The 13,901-nt window shown below is 66.2% G+C and carries 10 protein-coding genes; 5 read left to right on the top strand and 5 right to left on the bottom strand.

Features of this window, described 5'->3' with window-relative positions; all coding sequences use genetic code 11:
- The first annotated feature begins 101 nt into the window (after positions 1–101).
- On the top strand, positions 102–2,105 hold the full coding sequence (locus QZ607_RS22535) for a SurA N-terminal domain-containing protein (protein ID WP_295887569.1): 2,004 nt from the start codon (positions 102–104) through the stop codon (positions 2,103–2,105).
- 64 nt (positions 2,106–2,169) lie between these two features.
- Here the strand turns inward: QZ607_RS22535 and QZ607_RS22530 are convergent, their stop codons facing one another.
- The gene (locus tag QZ607_RS22530) at positions 2,170–2,946 is read right to left on the bottom strand and encodes an enoyl-ACP reductase (protein WP_295887566.1); all 777 of its coding nucleotides are present in this window, start codon (positions 2,944–2,946) and stop codon (positions 2,170–2,172) included.
- Between the two features lie 167 nt (positions 2,947–3,113).
- On the opposite strand from QZ607_RS22530, the gene QZ607_RS22525 reads away from it, so the two are divergent.
- The 4 genes from QZ607_RS22525 (at position 3,114) to QZ607_RS22510 (ending at position 9,958) form a co-directional block, all read left to right on the top strand.
- On the top strand, positions 3,114–5,264 hold the full coding sequence (locus QZ607_RS22525; protein WP_295887563.1) for an ABC transporter substrate-binding protein: 2,151 nt from the start codon (positions 3,114–3,116) through the stop codon (positions 5,262–5,264).
- Positions 5,261–6,238, top strand: coding sequence for an ABC transporter permease (locus tag QZ607_RS22520; protein WP_295887561.1), 978 nt, complete (start codon positions 5,261–5,263; stop codon positions 6,236–6,238). The genes QZ607_RS22525 and QZ607_RS22520 overlap by 4 nt, the downstream gene beginning before the upstream one ends.
- 40 nt (positions 6,239–6,278) lie before the next feature.
- A complete protein-coding gene (locus QZ607_RS22515) occupies positions 6,279–7,757 on the top strand; it encodes an ABC transporter permease (protein ID WP_295887558.1) in 1,479 nt (492 codons plus the stop codon).
- Positions 7,758–7,930: 173 nt separating this feature from the next.
- The gene (locus QZ607_RS22510) at positions 7,931–9,958 is read left to right on the top strand and encodes an ABC transporter ATP-binding protein (RefSeq protein WP_295887556.1); all 2,028 of its coding nucleotides are present in this window, start codon (positions 7,931–7,933) and stop codon (positions 9,956–9,958) included.
- A 193-nt stretch (positions 9,959–10,151) separates the two neighbouring features.
- On the opposite strand, the gene QZ607_RS22505 is transcribed toward QZ607_RS22510, so the two are convergent.
- The 4 genes from QZ607_RS22505 to QZ607_RS22490 all read right to left on the bottom strand — a co-directional run.
- Complete coding sequence (locus QZ607_RS22505) at positions 10,152–10,604, bottom strand: hypothetical protein (RefSeq protein ID WP_295887553.1); 453 nt, start codon at positions 10,602–10,604, stop codon at positions 10,152–10,154.
- Between the two features lie 292 nt (positions 10,605–10,896).
- Entirely contained in the window at positions 10,897–11,343 is a 447-nt protein-coding gene (locus tag QZ607_RS22500) for a very short patch repair endonuclease (protein WP_295887550.1), read from the bottom strand.
- A 13-nt stretch (positions 11,344–11,356) separates the two neighbouring features.
- Positions 11,357–12,535 (bottom strand): hypothetical protein, encoded by a 1,179-nt coding sequence (locus QZ607_RS22495; RefSeq protein WP_295887548.1) that lies wholly within the window; start codon positions 12,533–12,535, stop codon positions 11,357–11,359.
- 15 nt (positions 12,536–12,550) lie between these two features.
- A partial coding sequence (locus QZ607_RS22490; RefSeq protein ID WP_295887545.1) for a DNA cytosine methyltransferase occupies positions 12,551–13,901 on the bottom strand: 1,351 nt, incomplete at its 5' end.

Genomic DNA, 13,901 nt, shown 5'->3' with positions numbered 1-13,901 from the left:
TCAGCGATGTCGGCGGCCCCTGGTGTGAGCAGGCATGGCTGAGCCGAGCGCGCTTGACCTCCGGGCCGGCCGACTCCGAATATCGACAGCAGGTTTCAAGCATGTTGCAGGCGATCAAAGAACGTGCTCAGGGCTGGGTGGCCTGGGCCATCGTCATCCTGATCAGCATCCCGTTCGCGCTCTGGGGCATACAGTCCTATCTGGGTGTGGGCAGCGAGCCGGTGGTCGCCAAGGTGGGCGGTAACAAGATCACCGAGCGGCAGCTGGATCGGAACGTGCAGCGCACCCGCATGCAGCTGCGCGAGCGCATGGGGGCCGCCTATGACCCGGACCTCTTCGACACCACGGAGATGCGTCGCCAGGTGCGCGAGCGGATGATCCGCGACGCCGTGCTGCTCGACGCCTCCTACGACATGGGCCTGCGCGTCTCCGACGAGGCCGTTCGCGCCGCCATCCTCACCGAGCCTGCGTTCCAGAGCGACGGCGTCTTCGACAAGGCCACCTATGAGCGCGTCCTGCGGCTCCAGGGATTGACGCCGGCGGCCTATGAGGAGCAGCTGCGCCAAAGCCTGCTGGGGACACAGCTCTCCCGTGCCGTCACCGCGTCCGCGTTCACGACGGATGCGCAACTGGCGGCGGCCACGCGGCTGTTGCGCCAGCGGCGTGACATCGCCTACCTGACGCTGCCGAGCGCCGGGTTCATGCCCGATGCACCGCCGTCCGAGGAGGCGATCCGCGCTTACTACGAGGCCAATCCTGAGCAGTTCGAAACCCCGGAGCGCGTCAGGCTCACCTACATCCTGCTGGATGCGGAGTCGTTGGGCGCAGGGGAGGTCAGCGAAGCGGACCTGCGGGCTGCCTATGAGCAGCGCATCGACGACTTCACCACCCCCGAGCGTCGCGGCATCCGGCACATCCTGCTGACGGTGCCGACGGATGCCGATGATGCCCAGGCGGAGGCCGTCAAGGCGCGCGCCGCCGAGCTGAAGGCCGAGCTCGAAGCCGGTGCGGACTTCGCTGACGTGGCCGCCGAGCATTCGGAGGACCCCGCCAGTGCGGATCAGGGCGGCGATCTCGGTATGGTTGCCCGGGGCATCATGGACCCGGCCTTCGAGCAGGCGGCCTTCGCGCTTCAGCCCGGGGTCGTCAGCGAGCCGGTGCGCAGCCGCTTCGGCTACCACTTGATCGAGGTGACGGAGATCGCAGGCGGCGAGCCAGAGCCGTTCGAGGCCGTACGTGAGCAGCTCGCGCGGGATCTGGGCCGGGGAGATGCCGAGGCCGCCTATTTCGAGATCGCCGAGCAGTTGGCGAACCTCACCTACGAGTCCCCGGACAGCCTGATTCCGGCCGCCGAGACCCTGGACCTCGAAATCCAGACCAGTGATTGGATCGAGCGCAGCGGCGGCGAGGGCATCCTCGCGAGGCCCAAGGTCACCGGCGCTGCCTTCAGCGAGGACGTGCTGGTGCGCGGCAACAACAGCGAGCTCATCGAGCCGGACCCGGACCGCATGCAGGCCATCGTGCTGCGGGTGGACGAGCACGAGCCCGCCGCCCTGCGCCCCCTTGCCGAGGTCCGGGATGAGATCGTCGAAGCCCTGGCGGCGGAGCAGGCAGCGGCGGCGGCCCTTGCGGAGGCTGAGTCATTGGCCGAGCGGCTGCGGGGCGGTGCGGATTTTGCCGAGCTGGCGGCGGCTGTCGAGGCGGGCGAGGAAACGGCCCCTGGCGAGCCCGCCGACGCCAGCACCGACGCCACGGCGGCGGACCCTGCCGCCGAAGTGCAGTCGGGTCTGGAAGAGCCTGGCTTGGTGTCTCGCAATCAGGCCGACGTGCCGCCGAAGGTGCTGGAGCTGGCCTTCTCGGCGCCGCGGCCGGCGGAGGATGCCGCCAGCTATGCCGTGGGACAGCAGGCGAATGGTGACGCGCTTGTGGTCGCCGTGCGCGGCGTTCAGGACGGCACCACCGAAGACCTGGCGCCTGCCGCCCGCGAGGCCGAGCGCCGCCTGCTGACCAGCATCGGCGGCGAGCACGGCTTCGAGCAGGTGCTGGATGACCTCGTCGCCCGCGCCGACATCGAGCTGCGCGAGCTCGCCGGCGAAACGCCCTGACGGGGCGCTCGCAGCGGGGTCGGCCGCCGGCGTTGCTGATGACCGCCGGCGGGGTGCCGCGGCGTCACCCGAGCCCGAGGATGTGATAACCGGTGTCGACGTAGAGCACGTCCCCGGTGATGCCGGACGCCAGGTCCGAGCACAGGAAGGCGGCGGCGTTGCCCACTTCCTCGATGGTCACATTGCGCCGCAGGGGCGTGCGCTCCTCCACCTGCTTCAGCATGCTCCGGAAGTCGGCAATGCCGGCGGCGGCCAGGGTGCGGATGGGGCCCGCCGACACGGCGTTGACGCGGATGCCCGCCGGACCCAGGGCTGCGGCCAGGTAGCGCACATTGGCCTCGAGGCTCGCCTTGGCGACGCCCATGACGTTGTAGTGGGGCACCGCACGCACGGCGCCGAGGTAGCTCATGGTCACCAGCGCGCCGTTGCGCCCGGCCATGAGCCCGCGGCCGGCCTTTGCGAGTGCACCAAAGCTGTAGGAGCTGATATCGTGCGCCGTCGCGAAGCCCTTGCGAGTCATTGCATCGACATAGTTGCCCTCCAGCTCCTCCTTGGGCGCGAAGGCGATGGCGTGGACGATGCCGTCGAGGCCGTCCCAGTGGCCGGCGAGGGCCTCGAAGCAGGCGTCGATCTGCTCGTCGCTGCTGACGTCGAGCGGCAGGGCGATGTTGGAATCAATGGAGCTGGCCAGATCTTCCACCCGGCTCTGGAGCTTTTCGCCCTGGTAGGTGAAGGCAAGCTCGGCGCCCTCGCGGCGCATGGCCTGCGCGACGCCCCAGGCGATGGAGCGGTTGCTCGCGACGCCGGTGATGAGAAAACGCTTGTCGGTCAAAAACCCCATCAGATGGTCTCCGTGGTCTGCCGATGTCAATGGCTCTTGAAGTCGTGAAGTGGGCGGTGCGCACAATCCTGCGGCCGCGGCGCGGTCACATTACAGAAAGGCCGCGGCCGGCGAAAGCTGCCCAGGTCAGCTGCCCCGCAGGCCGCCGTGAGCCGGTGCGGCTGCTGATGTCGCTGGTGGCGCTTGTGGTCACCCTGAGCATGCTGCCCGGCTGCGGCGAGCCGCCCTGGAACAACCCCTACGCGGCGCGTCAGGCCGGCGAGAACATCCTCTACGGCGCCTTCACGGAGCGGCCGAAGCACCTGGACCCGGTGCGCTCCTACAGCTCCAACGAGTACGCGTTCATCGCGCAGATCTACGAGCCGCCGCTGCAATACCACTTCCTGAAACGGCCCTATACCCTGATGCCGCTGACGGCGGAGGCCGTGCCGGAGCCCACGCACCTGGACGCCGCCGGCAATCCGCTCCCGCCGGATGCAGATCCGGACCAAATCGCGGTGACGGAGTATCTGATTCGCATCAAGCCCGGCATTCAGTATCAGCCCCACCCGGCCTTCGCCCGGGATGCCGACGGCCGATACCTCTACCACGACCTGCCGGCACACGAGATCGCGCGCCTGAACAGGCTCGCCGACCTGCCGCAGACCGGCACCCGCGAGCTGACGGCCGAGGACTACGTGTACCAGATCAAGCGCCTCGCCGCGCCCTGGCTGCATTCGCCCATCGCCGGCCTCATGGGCGAGCATATTCTGGGCTTCCGGGACTTCTCGCAGCGGCTTGAGGATGCCGCGCCGGCGCCCGTGGACGGGGAGCGGCCCTTCTTCGACCTGCGCGGCCTCGACTTTCCCGGTGCCGAGGTCGTGGACCGCTACAGCTGGAAGGTGCGCATCGACGGCCGCTATCCGCAGTTCGTCTACTGGCTCGCCATGCCCTTCTTCGCCCCCATGCCCTGGGAGGCCGAGGCCCTCACCAATCAGCGGGGCATGGAAGACAACAACATCACCCTGGACTGGTACCCGGTGGGCACCGGGCCCTTCATGCTTGCCGAGAACAATCCGAATCTGCGCATGGTGCTCGCGCGCAACCCGAATTTCCACGGCGAGACCTATCCCACCGAAGGCATGCCGGGGGATGCCGCCGAGGGCCTGCTCGCCGACGCGGGCAAGCCGCTGCCCTTTGTGGACCAGGCCGTCTACAGCCTGGAGAAAGAAAGCATTCCTTATTGGAACAAGTTCCTTCAGGGCTATTACGACACCTCCGGCATCAGCTCCGACGCCTTCGACCAGGCCGTGCGGTTCGACGCCGCGGGTGAGGCCGGCCTCACGGCAGATATGCAGGCCAAGGGCATCGGGCTCAGTACCGCCGTGCAGACGTCCATCTGGTACATGGGCTTCAACATGGCGGACGACGTGGTGGGCGGCGACTCCGAGCGCGCCCGGCTGCTGCGCCGCGCCATCAGCATCGCCGTGGACTTCGACGAGTTCATCTCGATCTTCGCCAACGGCCGCGGCGTGCAGGGGCAGGGGCCGCTGCCGCCCGGCATCTTCGGTCACCGTGACGGCGAGGCCGGCATCAACCCCTACGTGTTCGACTGGGAGAATGGCCGCGCGCAGCGCAAGTCCATCGCCGAGGCCCGGGCGCTGATGGCCCAGGCGGGCTACCGCGATGGTCGCGACCCCGAGACGGGCCGACCGCTCAGCCTCTACTACGAGGCCATGGACGCGGGGCCGGACGGCAAGGCGCGGCTCAACTGGATGCGCAAGCAGTTCGCCAAGCTCGGCATCGAGCTCATCGTGCGGGCCACCGACTACAACCGCTTTCAGGAGAAGATGCGCGAGGGCACCGGGCAGATCTTCATGTGGGGCTGGAATGCGGACTACCCGGACCCGGAGAATTTCTTCTTTCTGCTGTATGGACCGAACCGCAAGATCGACGGCGGCGAGAATGCGGCCAATTACAGCAATCCGGAGCTGGACCTTCTGTTCGAGGAGATGAAGAACATGCCGGATGGGCCGGAGCGCCAGGCCGTCATCGACCGCATGACGGAGATCGTGCGCCGGGATGCACCCTGGTCCTTCGGCTTTTATCCCGAATCCTTCAGCCTCCACCACCAATGGATCGGCAACGTGAAGCCGAACCTCATGGCCAATAACACGCTCAAGTATCTGCGCGTGGAGCCCGCCATCCGCGAGGAGCGCCGTGCCGCCTGGAACCCGCCCGTGGTCTGGCCCATCGGCGCCATTGCCGTGGTGCTCGCGGTGGGTGCCGTGCCGGCCATCGTCATCGCCCGCCGGCGGGAGCGGAGTGCGGCGCTGTGAGTGCCTACATCATCCGCCGGCTGCTGTATGCGATTCCGATCCTGATCGGCGTGAATCTGATCACTTTCGTGCTTTTCTTTGTCGTCAACTCCCCGGACGACATGGCCCGCATGCAGCTCGGCGACAAGCGTGTCACGGAGGATGCCGTGCAGGCCTGGAAGGCGGACCATGGTTACGACCGCCCGCTGTTGTTCAACGCGGACGCCAGTGGGGCGGCCAAGCTCACGGAGACGATCTTTTTCCAGAAGTCCGCCAAGCTCTTCTTCTTCGACTTCGGCACTTCGGACAGCGGCCGCGACATCGGCTACGACATCAGCCAGCGCATGTGGCCGAGCCTCGCCATTGCGCTGCCGGTGCTGCTGGTGGGGCTTGCCATCAACATCAGCTATGCGCTGATGATCGTGTTCTTCCGCGCCACCTATATCGATTTCGGCAGTGTGGTGCTGCTGGTGGCGATGATGTCCATCTCCGGACTCTTCTACATCATCGGCGGCCAGTTCCTCATCGGCAAGCTGTTCCATCTGGTGCCTATTTCGGGCTATGACACCGGGCTCGATGCGGTGAAGTTCCTGATTCTGCCGGTCATCGTCGGCGTGGTGGGGGGCATCGGCACCGGCACCCGGCTGTACCGGACCTTCTTCCTGGAAGAGATCAACCGCGACTACGTGCGCACCGCCCGTGCCAAGGGCCTGCGCGAGCGCGTGGTGCTCTTCCGCCATGTGCTGAAGAACGCGCTGATTCCGATCCTGACCGGCGTCGTCGCCGTGCTGCCGCTGCTCTTCATGGGCGCGCTCATTACCGAGTCCTTTTTCGGCATCCCGGGGCTCGGCAGCTACACCATCGATGCCATCAACCGCCAGGACTTCGCCATCGTGCGCGCCATGGTGTTCCTGGGCTCCGTGCTCTACATCCTCGGGCTGATCCTCACCGACATCTCATACACCATGGTGGACCCGCGGGTGAGGTTGTCATGATGGGTGAGCCCCCATCCCGGAACGACGAGGGGCAGCGCAGATGCCTGTAATCCTGACCACGGATGCGCTGATCTTCCTGCTGATCGCCGTCGCGCTCGGCTACGGGGTCTATGCCTCGCAGCATGAGCACCTGCGCGCGCCCTGGCGCAGCGTGGCGCGCTCGCGGGTGGGCGTCGCGGCGCTGGTGGTGATCAGCTTCTACGTGCTCATCGGGCTGCTGGATTCCATGCACTTCCACCCGCGCATCGAGCCGGTGGCGACCGGCGAGTCCGCCGGTGCCCCGCCGCCCGAGGCCGCCGCGCGCGACGGCGCTGGGGGTGGCGGCGGCGCTGAGTCCAGGGTGCAGGCCCGCTATTCGACGCAGGTATTGTCGGTGCTGGACGTGATCCTCACCGGCCTGCGGGAGCGGCAGGAGAAGACCTTCTCCGCGCCCTTCGCCACGCATCTCTTCGTCAAGGAGGCCATGGAGCAGCCGGATGGGACCATGATCCGCGGCTATCCGCCGCTGGAGCACGGTGGTGCACACCTGAGCGACCCGTCGTGGCGGGGCGTCGACATCGCCGTGCGCACAGTGCTGGGCGCCATCAAGGGCATGCTCTTGTGGATGGCGCTGACGGCTGGTCTGGTCTGGCTGGTGGCCCATGCCCGCGGCGAGGCCTACAACGACGGCGCCCGCTCCATCTGGGAGGGCCGCACCGAGGTGCCCTGGCGGGTCGCCCTCATCACCCCGGCTGCAATGCTGGTGCTGGTTTTCGTCGCCGCCGAGCTGGCCGCCGGCTATCACATCCTCGGCACCGACAAGGTGGGCGAGGACGTCTTCTACCAGAGCCTGAAGAGCATCCGCACCGGGCTTGTCATCGGCACGCTCACCACGCTCGTGATGCTGCCGGCGGCGGTGATCCTCGGCATTATGGCCGGCTATTTTCGCGGGCTCACGGATGATGTCATCCAGTACCTCTACACCACGCTGAACTCCATCCCCGGTGTGCTGCTTATCGCCGCCGCCATCCTGATGCTCCAGGTCTACATGACCAACAACGCCGACCAGTTCGAGAGCCTGGTGGAGCGCGCGGATCTGAGATTGCTGTTCCTGTGCATCATCCTCGGCGTCACCAGCTGGACCGGCTTGTGCCGGCTGCTGCGCGGCGAGTCGCTCAAGCTGCGCGAGCAGGAGTATGTGCAGGCCGCCTCCGCGCTGGGCGTGCGGCACTCGACGATCCTCGCCCGCCACATCCTGCCGAATGTGCTGCACATCGTGATGATCACCGTGGTGCTGGACTTCAGCGGCCTGGTGCTGGCGGAGGCGGTGCTCTCCTATGTCAACATCGGCGTGGACCCGACCATGAACAGCTGGGGCAACATGATCAACAGCGCCCGGCTGGAGCTGGCGCGGGACCCCATCGTCTGGTGGTCGCTGGCCGCTGCCTTCGTGTTCATGTTCACGCTGGTGCTGGCTGCGAACCTGTTCGCGGACGTGGTGCGGGATGCCTTCGACCCAAGGCTGGTGCGCGTCAAGTGAGACTGCGCTGGGCTTCACCGCGGGCATTGCGGCACTGTTCGGGCTTGCATACTCCACGCGCCGCTCGCTGCGAGTTTCGTCGTCTGTCTCCAGCTTCTGGAGCGGCCGGCTTGCTGCTTTGCGCCTTCGCGTGACCCTGGACCCGCAATCGGACCGATGCTGACAGACCCGCCATGACCGACGCCCTGCTGGAAGTCACCGGACTCACGACGGAGCTGCCGCCGGCCCGCGGCGGCGAGCGCCCGGTGCGCGTCTGCGATGACGTGGGCTTCCATATCCAGCCCGGCGAGACCCTGGCACTCCTGGGCGAGTCCGGCTGCGGCAAGTCCATGACCGCGCTGTCGCTGATGCGCCTGCTGCCGCTCGGCGGGCGTATCACGGCGGGCGCAGTCCGCCTGGGCGACACGGATTTGCTCAGGCTCACCGAGCGCGACATGCGCCGCATCCGCGGCGGGCGCATGGGCATGATCTTCCAGGAGCCGCAGACCTCCCTGAACCCGGTGCTCACGGTGGGCGCGCAGATCGCCGAGGCGGTGCGGGTGCACGAGGGCATGCCACGCAGCGGTATCCGCACCCGGGTGGTGGAGCTGCTGCGTGCGGTGGGCATCCCGGACCCCGAGCGGCGCACGGAAGAGTTCCCGCACCAGCTTTCGGGGGGCATGAAGCAGCGCATCATGATCGCCATGGCGCTCGCCGGCGATCCGGCGCTGATCATCGCCGACGAGCCCACCACGGCGCTCGATGTCACCATCCAGGCACAGGTGCTGCGCCTGCTGAAAGACGTGCAGCGCGAGCGCGGCATGGCGGTGCTGCTGATCACGCACGACCTCGGCGTGGTCGCCGAGACGGCGGACCGGCTCGCGGTGATGTACGCGGGCCAGATCGTGGAGCAGGCGCCTGTCGAGCGCTTCTTCGAGGGGCCGGCGCATCCCTACAGCCGCAAGCTGCTGGAGAGCCTGCCGGATGCCGACAAGCGCGCCGGGGCGCTGGCGGTGATCCCGGGCCGGGTGCCGTCGCTGGATCAGGACTTCACCGGTTGTCGCTTCGCGCCCCGCTGCTTCCGGGTCATGGACCGCTGCCATGACAGCCCGCCCGACTGGTTCCAGGCCGGTGACGGGCAGCGCGTGCGCTGTCTGTTGTGGGACGGCGACACGCCCGAGTTCGCGCCCGCCGCAGCCCAGGAGATCTCCGCTCATGCGCAGGCGGCCGGTCCCGGCGATGCCCTGCTCAGCACCGACGGCCTCAAGGTCCACTTCCCCATCCGCCGCGGGCTTTTCAAGCGCACCGTGGGCCACGTCAAAGCCGTCGATGGCGTGGATCTGACGCTCTATGCCGGCCGCACCCTGGCGCTGGTGGGGGAATCCGGCTGCGGCAAGACCACCGCGGGCAAGGGCATTCTGCAGCTGGAGCGGCCCACCGCCGGCGCCGTGCACTACGACGGCGTGGACCTGGCCCGCCTCAAGCCCGGCCGCCTGCGGCCCTATCGCAAGGACCTCCAGGTCATTTTCCAGGACCCCTTTGCGTCCATGAACCCGCGCATGCTGGTGGAGGACATCGTGGGCGAGGGGCTCCAGGCGCTGGGCATCGCACCGAGCCGTGCCGAGCGACGCAAGCGTGTCGCGGCGCTGTTGGAGCAGGTGGGCATCGGCGAGCAGGCCATGGGCCGCTATCCGCACGAATTCTCCGGCGGACAGCGGCAGCGCATCTGCATCGCCCGGGCACTGGCCGTGGAGCCCGCCCTCATCGTCTGCGACGAGCCCACCAGCGCACTCGATGTCTCGGTGCAGGCGCAGATCCTGAACCTGCTTAAGCAGCTCCAGCAGGACCTGGGCCTGAGCTATCTCTTCATTACCCACGACATCTCTGTCGTGTCCTACCTCGCCCACGAGGTGGCGGTGATGTATCTCGGGCGCATCGTCGAGCGGGGCAGCACAGACCAGATCCTGGGCGATCCCAGGCATCCCTACACCAAAGCCCTGCTGTCGGCGGTACCCGTGGCCGACCCGGAGCGCCGCCGCGAGGTCATCCGGCTCGCGGGCGACATGCCCTCGCCGGCGCATCCGCCCGCGGGCTGCCACTTCCATCCCCGCTGCCCGCAGGCACTGCCCGAGTGCGCCGATGCCTATCCCGAGCCGCGGCGGCTCGACGGCGGACGCATTGTGCGCTGCGTGCGGGTTGACGGTGCGCCGGCGGATAGATGATGCTCCCCGCGGCATTACTGAAGCGCGCTTGACGCCATCCGTGCCGCGCCGGAGGAGCCCCGCAGGCTCAAGTCACCCTTCCCCGAGCACTGCGGCTACAGCTTGCAGCAGATCATGGACGCGGGGCTTTCTCGGGAAGGGTAGGCGCGGTGGGAAAGTACACCACCACCCACCTTCGGGTCCCTGCACAGATTCAGCTGTTTTCCGGCTCTGAATCCGCGAATACAGCGTCCCAGTGCTCCGCCGCCCAATCTGCCGCATCTTGCGCCTCTTCGAAAGGTCCTTCCAGCGAACCGTCGGGTGTCTTCACGACCCAGACATAGGTTACGTCGCTCTGCCAGCGCTGATAGATGCCGTGCGGAGTTTCGAACGCGAACTCGTAACCTCCATTGGCGGTTTGGAGCCAGTTGTCCAGCAGCGCCATCTTGCTCAAGAGGTCAGTCGCGGGCGCTTTTGCGGAGGCGATCTCACGGCGGCAATGGTCAAGCTCTTGGCGATACATGAGATCCTCTGCGTGCATGTGGCTGTCGAGCTTGCTTCGACGCCACTCGACGTACTTTGTCATGATCGCAGCGTACTTGCTTTCAAGATACTCGACTCGCGCCGAGCTTCTTTCCTGCCTGTTTTGAGAGGTTGTATCGTTCATGTTTGCAGTGGACTGAGCTTGCTGTTCAACCGCCTTTAATTATAGCACAGCGCCACTCCAGTAAAGCCTGTACCCACAATTAATAGACGGCGAAAAGACGGCAGTGGAGGCAAGGTGCTGGCTCGCAAGCGTCCGCGCCATTTGCCGGCGTCTGCGGTCGCCTGATCTTGATTACTGAACCTGGTTAAAGGAGCATTCATTCTCAAAAAACGGACTTGAAAGCTTATCAATAGTCAGGGTCCTCTTCGAGGCGGGCTTTGGAACGGCTGCTCGAGCGCGTGCTGGATCATCGCTACGAGAGCGCGGCTTGCACGATGGCAGCCGCATTCCGTGGTGCTCGCTTTACGTCGGTCTCCCAGAATCGGATCACGCGCCATCCTGCGCCTTCGAGCTGTTCCGTGTTGCGGTGATCGCGCACTCTGTTGTAGGCGATTTTGTCGAGCCAGTATTCGGCGTTGTGCCCTTTGGCAAGCTTCCGGCGGCGCGCTTCCCAATCACGGCCGTGCCAGAAATCGCCGTCCACGAACACGGCTAGCCGCTGGCGCCGAAATACAATGTCCGGCTTGCCTGGCAAGTCTTTGGCGTGCAGCCGATAGCGCAGACCCAGAGACCAGAGCTGCTGACGCAGGGCGAGCTCGGCCTTGCTGCCCTGTGCCTTGTTTCGGCGCTTCGTGCGTGATGCCACCCGCGACGCGGGTTGGAGCTGATTGAACCGTGGCGCTGTCGGCTGATCCTCCATTGAGGCACCTCTCTCAGGCGAGCGCTCGCTCAAGCACCGCAACCACGTCCGCCGCCCAGCGTGCATCCACCTTGGCGCGGTTGCTCAGCCTGCCGGGGCAGCGGTCATGGCTGTCCATCTCGCGACTGAGTGCGAAACAGAAATCCCATTGCTCGGTCCGGGGATGCAGGCATGCGGCGACAACATCGAACTCTTCGGCGGTATAGTAACGGGAGCAGGGATCGCCCTTGGCGGCACGGGTCCGCTGAAAGTCGAGCCGATAGGTACCGTCGGCATAGGGGCGGCGCAGGACGTTCTTGCATTCGATGAAGATGGGGCGGCTCCCCCGGAGAGATACACGTACATCGGGTCTGCCGTCTTCTTCGATCGGCATGCATTCGGTGATGGCGGGAAGCCCGGCTAATTGTCGGACCAGGTGTGCCTCTGCCACCCAGCCGCGCACGGCCATCTTCAGGCGTGGGGCACTCTCGATCAGGTCGAGGATCTCGTTCTCTGCGAGCTGGAATTCGCTCGTGAGCTGGTGGATTCTCGCGACTTCGATCGGTGTTTGCGCGCGCGCGTCAGCTTCCGGCGTCCGCAGGTGGTCAAGCTCCGTCATTTTATCGGCCAGCAGGGCGCGGTGACCGGCGTCTAGACCCTTCGCAGCCCGCTCGAACCGGACGTAACGCAGAAAATTCTCCGGCATGCCGCCGAGCATCACCTCTACAGGCTCATCCAGTCCGTCTTTTGTCCGCCTCTGCCTCTCCCAGGCGTGCCAGCCGCGCTCGAGAATGGCTTTGACATGCTGGTCCTTGAACTCGATGGAGATAAAGAACCGGGTGGGGCTGTGCAGCACGGGGTCGGCGGCGACGAAGTAGCCGGTCTCCGGATTGATGCCGCAGAACAGTGTCGTGTAGAGGCCGTAGGGGTCTTGCCAAAGCTCATGCTGCTCTCCGGTCTTCGGGCCGTATTTCACCTGAAAGCGATGTTCGTCGCCCGGTCTGTTCCGCGTTTGCCGGCTGTTGGCGAAGAAGGCATAGGCGACGATACCCATGCGCTCGCCGTCCGCTGTCTCGAAGCTGATGCGAAAGGGTGCCTCGGCTGGGTCGGAGCAGTGCAGCGTGCGGCAGCCGGAACCCTCCAAAGCGGACAGGATAAACGCCAGTAAGGGCGCTTTTTGGCTTCGGCTGACGGAGAAGCGCCGGTAGGTCATGTGGCTTGAATGCGGCTAGGATGTCGCCGAGCGCAGCGATGCCCGACTGCCCTTTCCCGTACCAGGATGGGGGGAATGCTTGCCGATCAGGTGGCGATACTTCTGGGGAACCGGCTGCGGGGGCTCCGGCGGCGGCGGCTTGCCTCGGCGCGAGGGGATCAACGTCACTTTGGGCTCGCTGTGGTCGGGCTCGCCGAAAAGGCGACGGCGCATGTGGCGAGCGATCACCTCTGCCAGTGCTGAGGGCACCGCGTTGCCCAACTGCTTCTGAACCGTATTGGTCGAGCCCAGCACCTCGTAGTCGTCCGGTACGGTCTGCAATCGGCACAGCTCACGTGCAGACAAGCGCCGATTTCGCCAATGGAATGGTCCGGTCGCCGGGCCTGGCTGCGCGGTCAGCGTCCAAGAGGGTTGATCCTTGGCCAGCTTCAGCAGGAAATTCCAGAATCTCCGCCTCCAGCCGAAGAGCGGTACACCCGCGCCTCGGTCGGTGTGGTAGAGGTAGTTGGAGCCCTCCGGGATCGACGGCAGCAGGTCTGCCCACTTGCCGCGGGGGGCGAGCTGGGGGTCATCGTCGTCTGCCAAGTCACCGATGGCATCCCAAGCGGTTCGATACAACGGCGTGTCAAGCGGAAGGGCCAATTGGCGCTCCTTCACGTCGTCGTCGGCCGGCCGATGCGTTGGGATAAGGGAGCCGAATCTCGAACCGTCCCGTGCACCGACCAGAAAGGCGCGCTCGCGCGTCTGAGGCACGCCAAAGTCGGCAGCGTTGAGGACCAGCAGCTCGACTTCGTAGGCGGTGCCCTGCTCACGATTGATCGCCGCTACGATGTCGCGGATCAAGTGAATACCTTCATCCTTGCCGCGGAAAGCGAGGCCGGCGACGTTCTCCATGAGGTAAGCGCGAGGCCGCGTGTCCCGCAGGACGCGCAGGAATGCCTCGACCGTGGAGGCGCGGGGGTCTTCCAAACGCCTGGCATCGCCGCTGGCCCAGTAGCCGCACTTCGAGAAAGGCTGACAGGGAGGGCCGCCGATCAGTACGTCGGCCTCGAAAGGCTCAAGCCGAGCCTGGCGCAGAAGCTCGGCCGAGGTTACGTCGTGGATCGACCGATGCATAACTGGCCAGTCGCGGTTTGCCTGCAGCGTGGCGATGCAATCGTCGTCCATCTCGACGGCGACGCGGGTGTCAAAGCCAGCGGCTTCGAAGCCGAGGTCAAGACCGCCCGCCCCCGTATACAGACTGATGGCGGTCAGTTGCGCGGCCGGCTTGGGAGCTGTTTCCATGGTCTTTTCACCCGCCACTGAGGGCCGTACGGTAGGCGCGAACGGCATCGTACGCCGTGGGCTGATCCAGAAAGCTCGCGAG

The sequence above is a fragment of the uncultured Thiohalocapsa sp. genome, assembly GCF_913063425.1.
In the GTDB taxonomy this organism is placed as follows: Bacteria; Pseudomonadota; Gammaproteobacteria; order Chromatiales; family Chromatiaceae; genus Thiohalocapsa.
The sequence above is the reverse complement of the archived record's forward strand: the minus strand, read 5'-3'. Positions and strand labels throughout refer to the sequence as shown.

Excerpts from the sequence above, each read along its gene's own strand:
- QZ607_RS22535 (WP_295887569.1), top strand. The coding sequence starts at position 102 with ATGTTGCAGGCGATCAAAGAACGTGCTCAGGGCTGGGTGGCCTGGGCC.
- QZ607_RS22530 (WP_295887566.1), bottom strand. The coding sequence starts at position 2,946 with ATGGGGTTTTTGACCGACAAGCGTTTTCTCATCACCGGCGTCGCGAGC.
- QZ607_RS22525 (WP_295887563.1), top strand. The coding sequence starts at position 3,114 with ATGTCGCTGGTGGCGCTTGTGGTCACCCTGAGCATGCTGCCCGGCTGC.
- QZ607_RS22515 (WP_295887558.1), top strand. The coding sequence starts at position 6,279 with ATGCCTGTAATCCTGACCACGGATGCGCTGATCTTCCTGCTGATCGCC.
- QZ607_RS22510 (WP_295887556.1), top strand. The coding sequence starts at position 7,931 with ATGACCGACGCCCTGCTGGAAGTCACCGGACTCACGACGGAGCTGCCG.
- QZ607_RS22505 (WP_295887553.1), bottom strand. The coding sequence starts at position 10,604 with ATGAACGATACAACCTCTCAAAACAGGCAGGAAAGAAGCTCGGCGCGA.
- QZ607_RS22500 (WP_295887550.1), bottom strand. The coding sequence starts at position 11,343 with ATGGAGGATCAGCCGACAGCGCCACGGTTCAATCAGCTCCAACCCGCG.
- QZ607_RS22495 (WP_295887548.1), bottom strand. The coding sequence starts at position 12,535 with ATGACCTACCGGCGCTTCTCCGTCAGCCGAAGCCAAAAAGCGCCCTTA.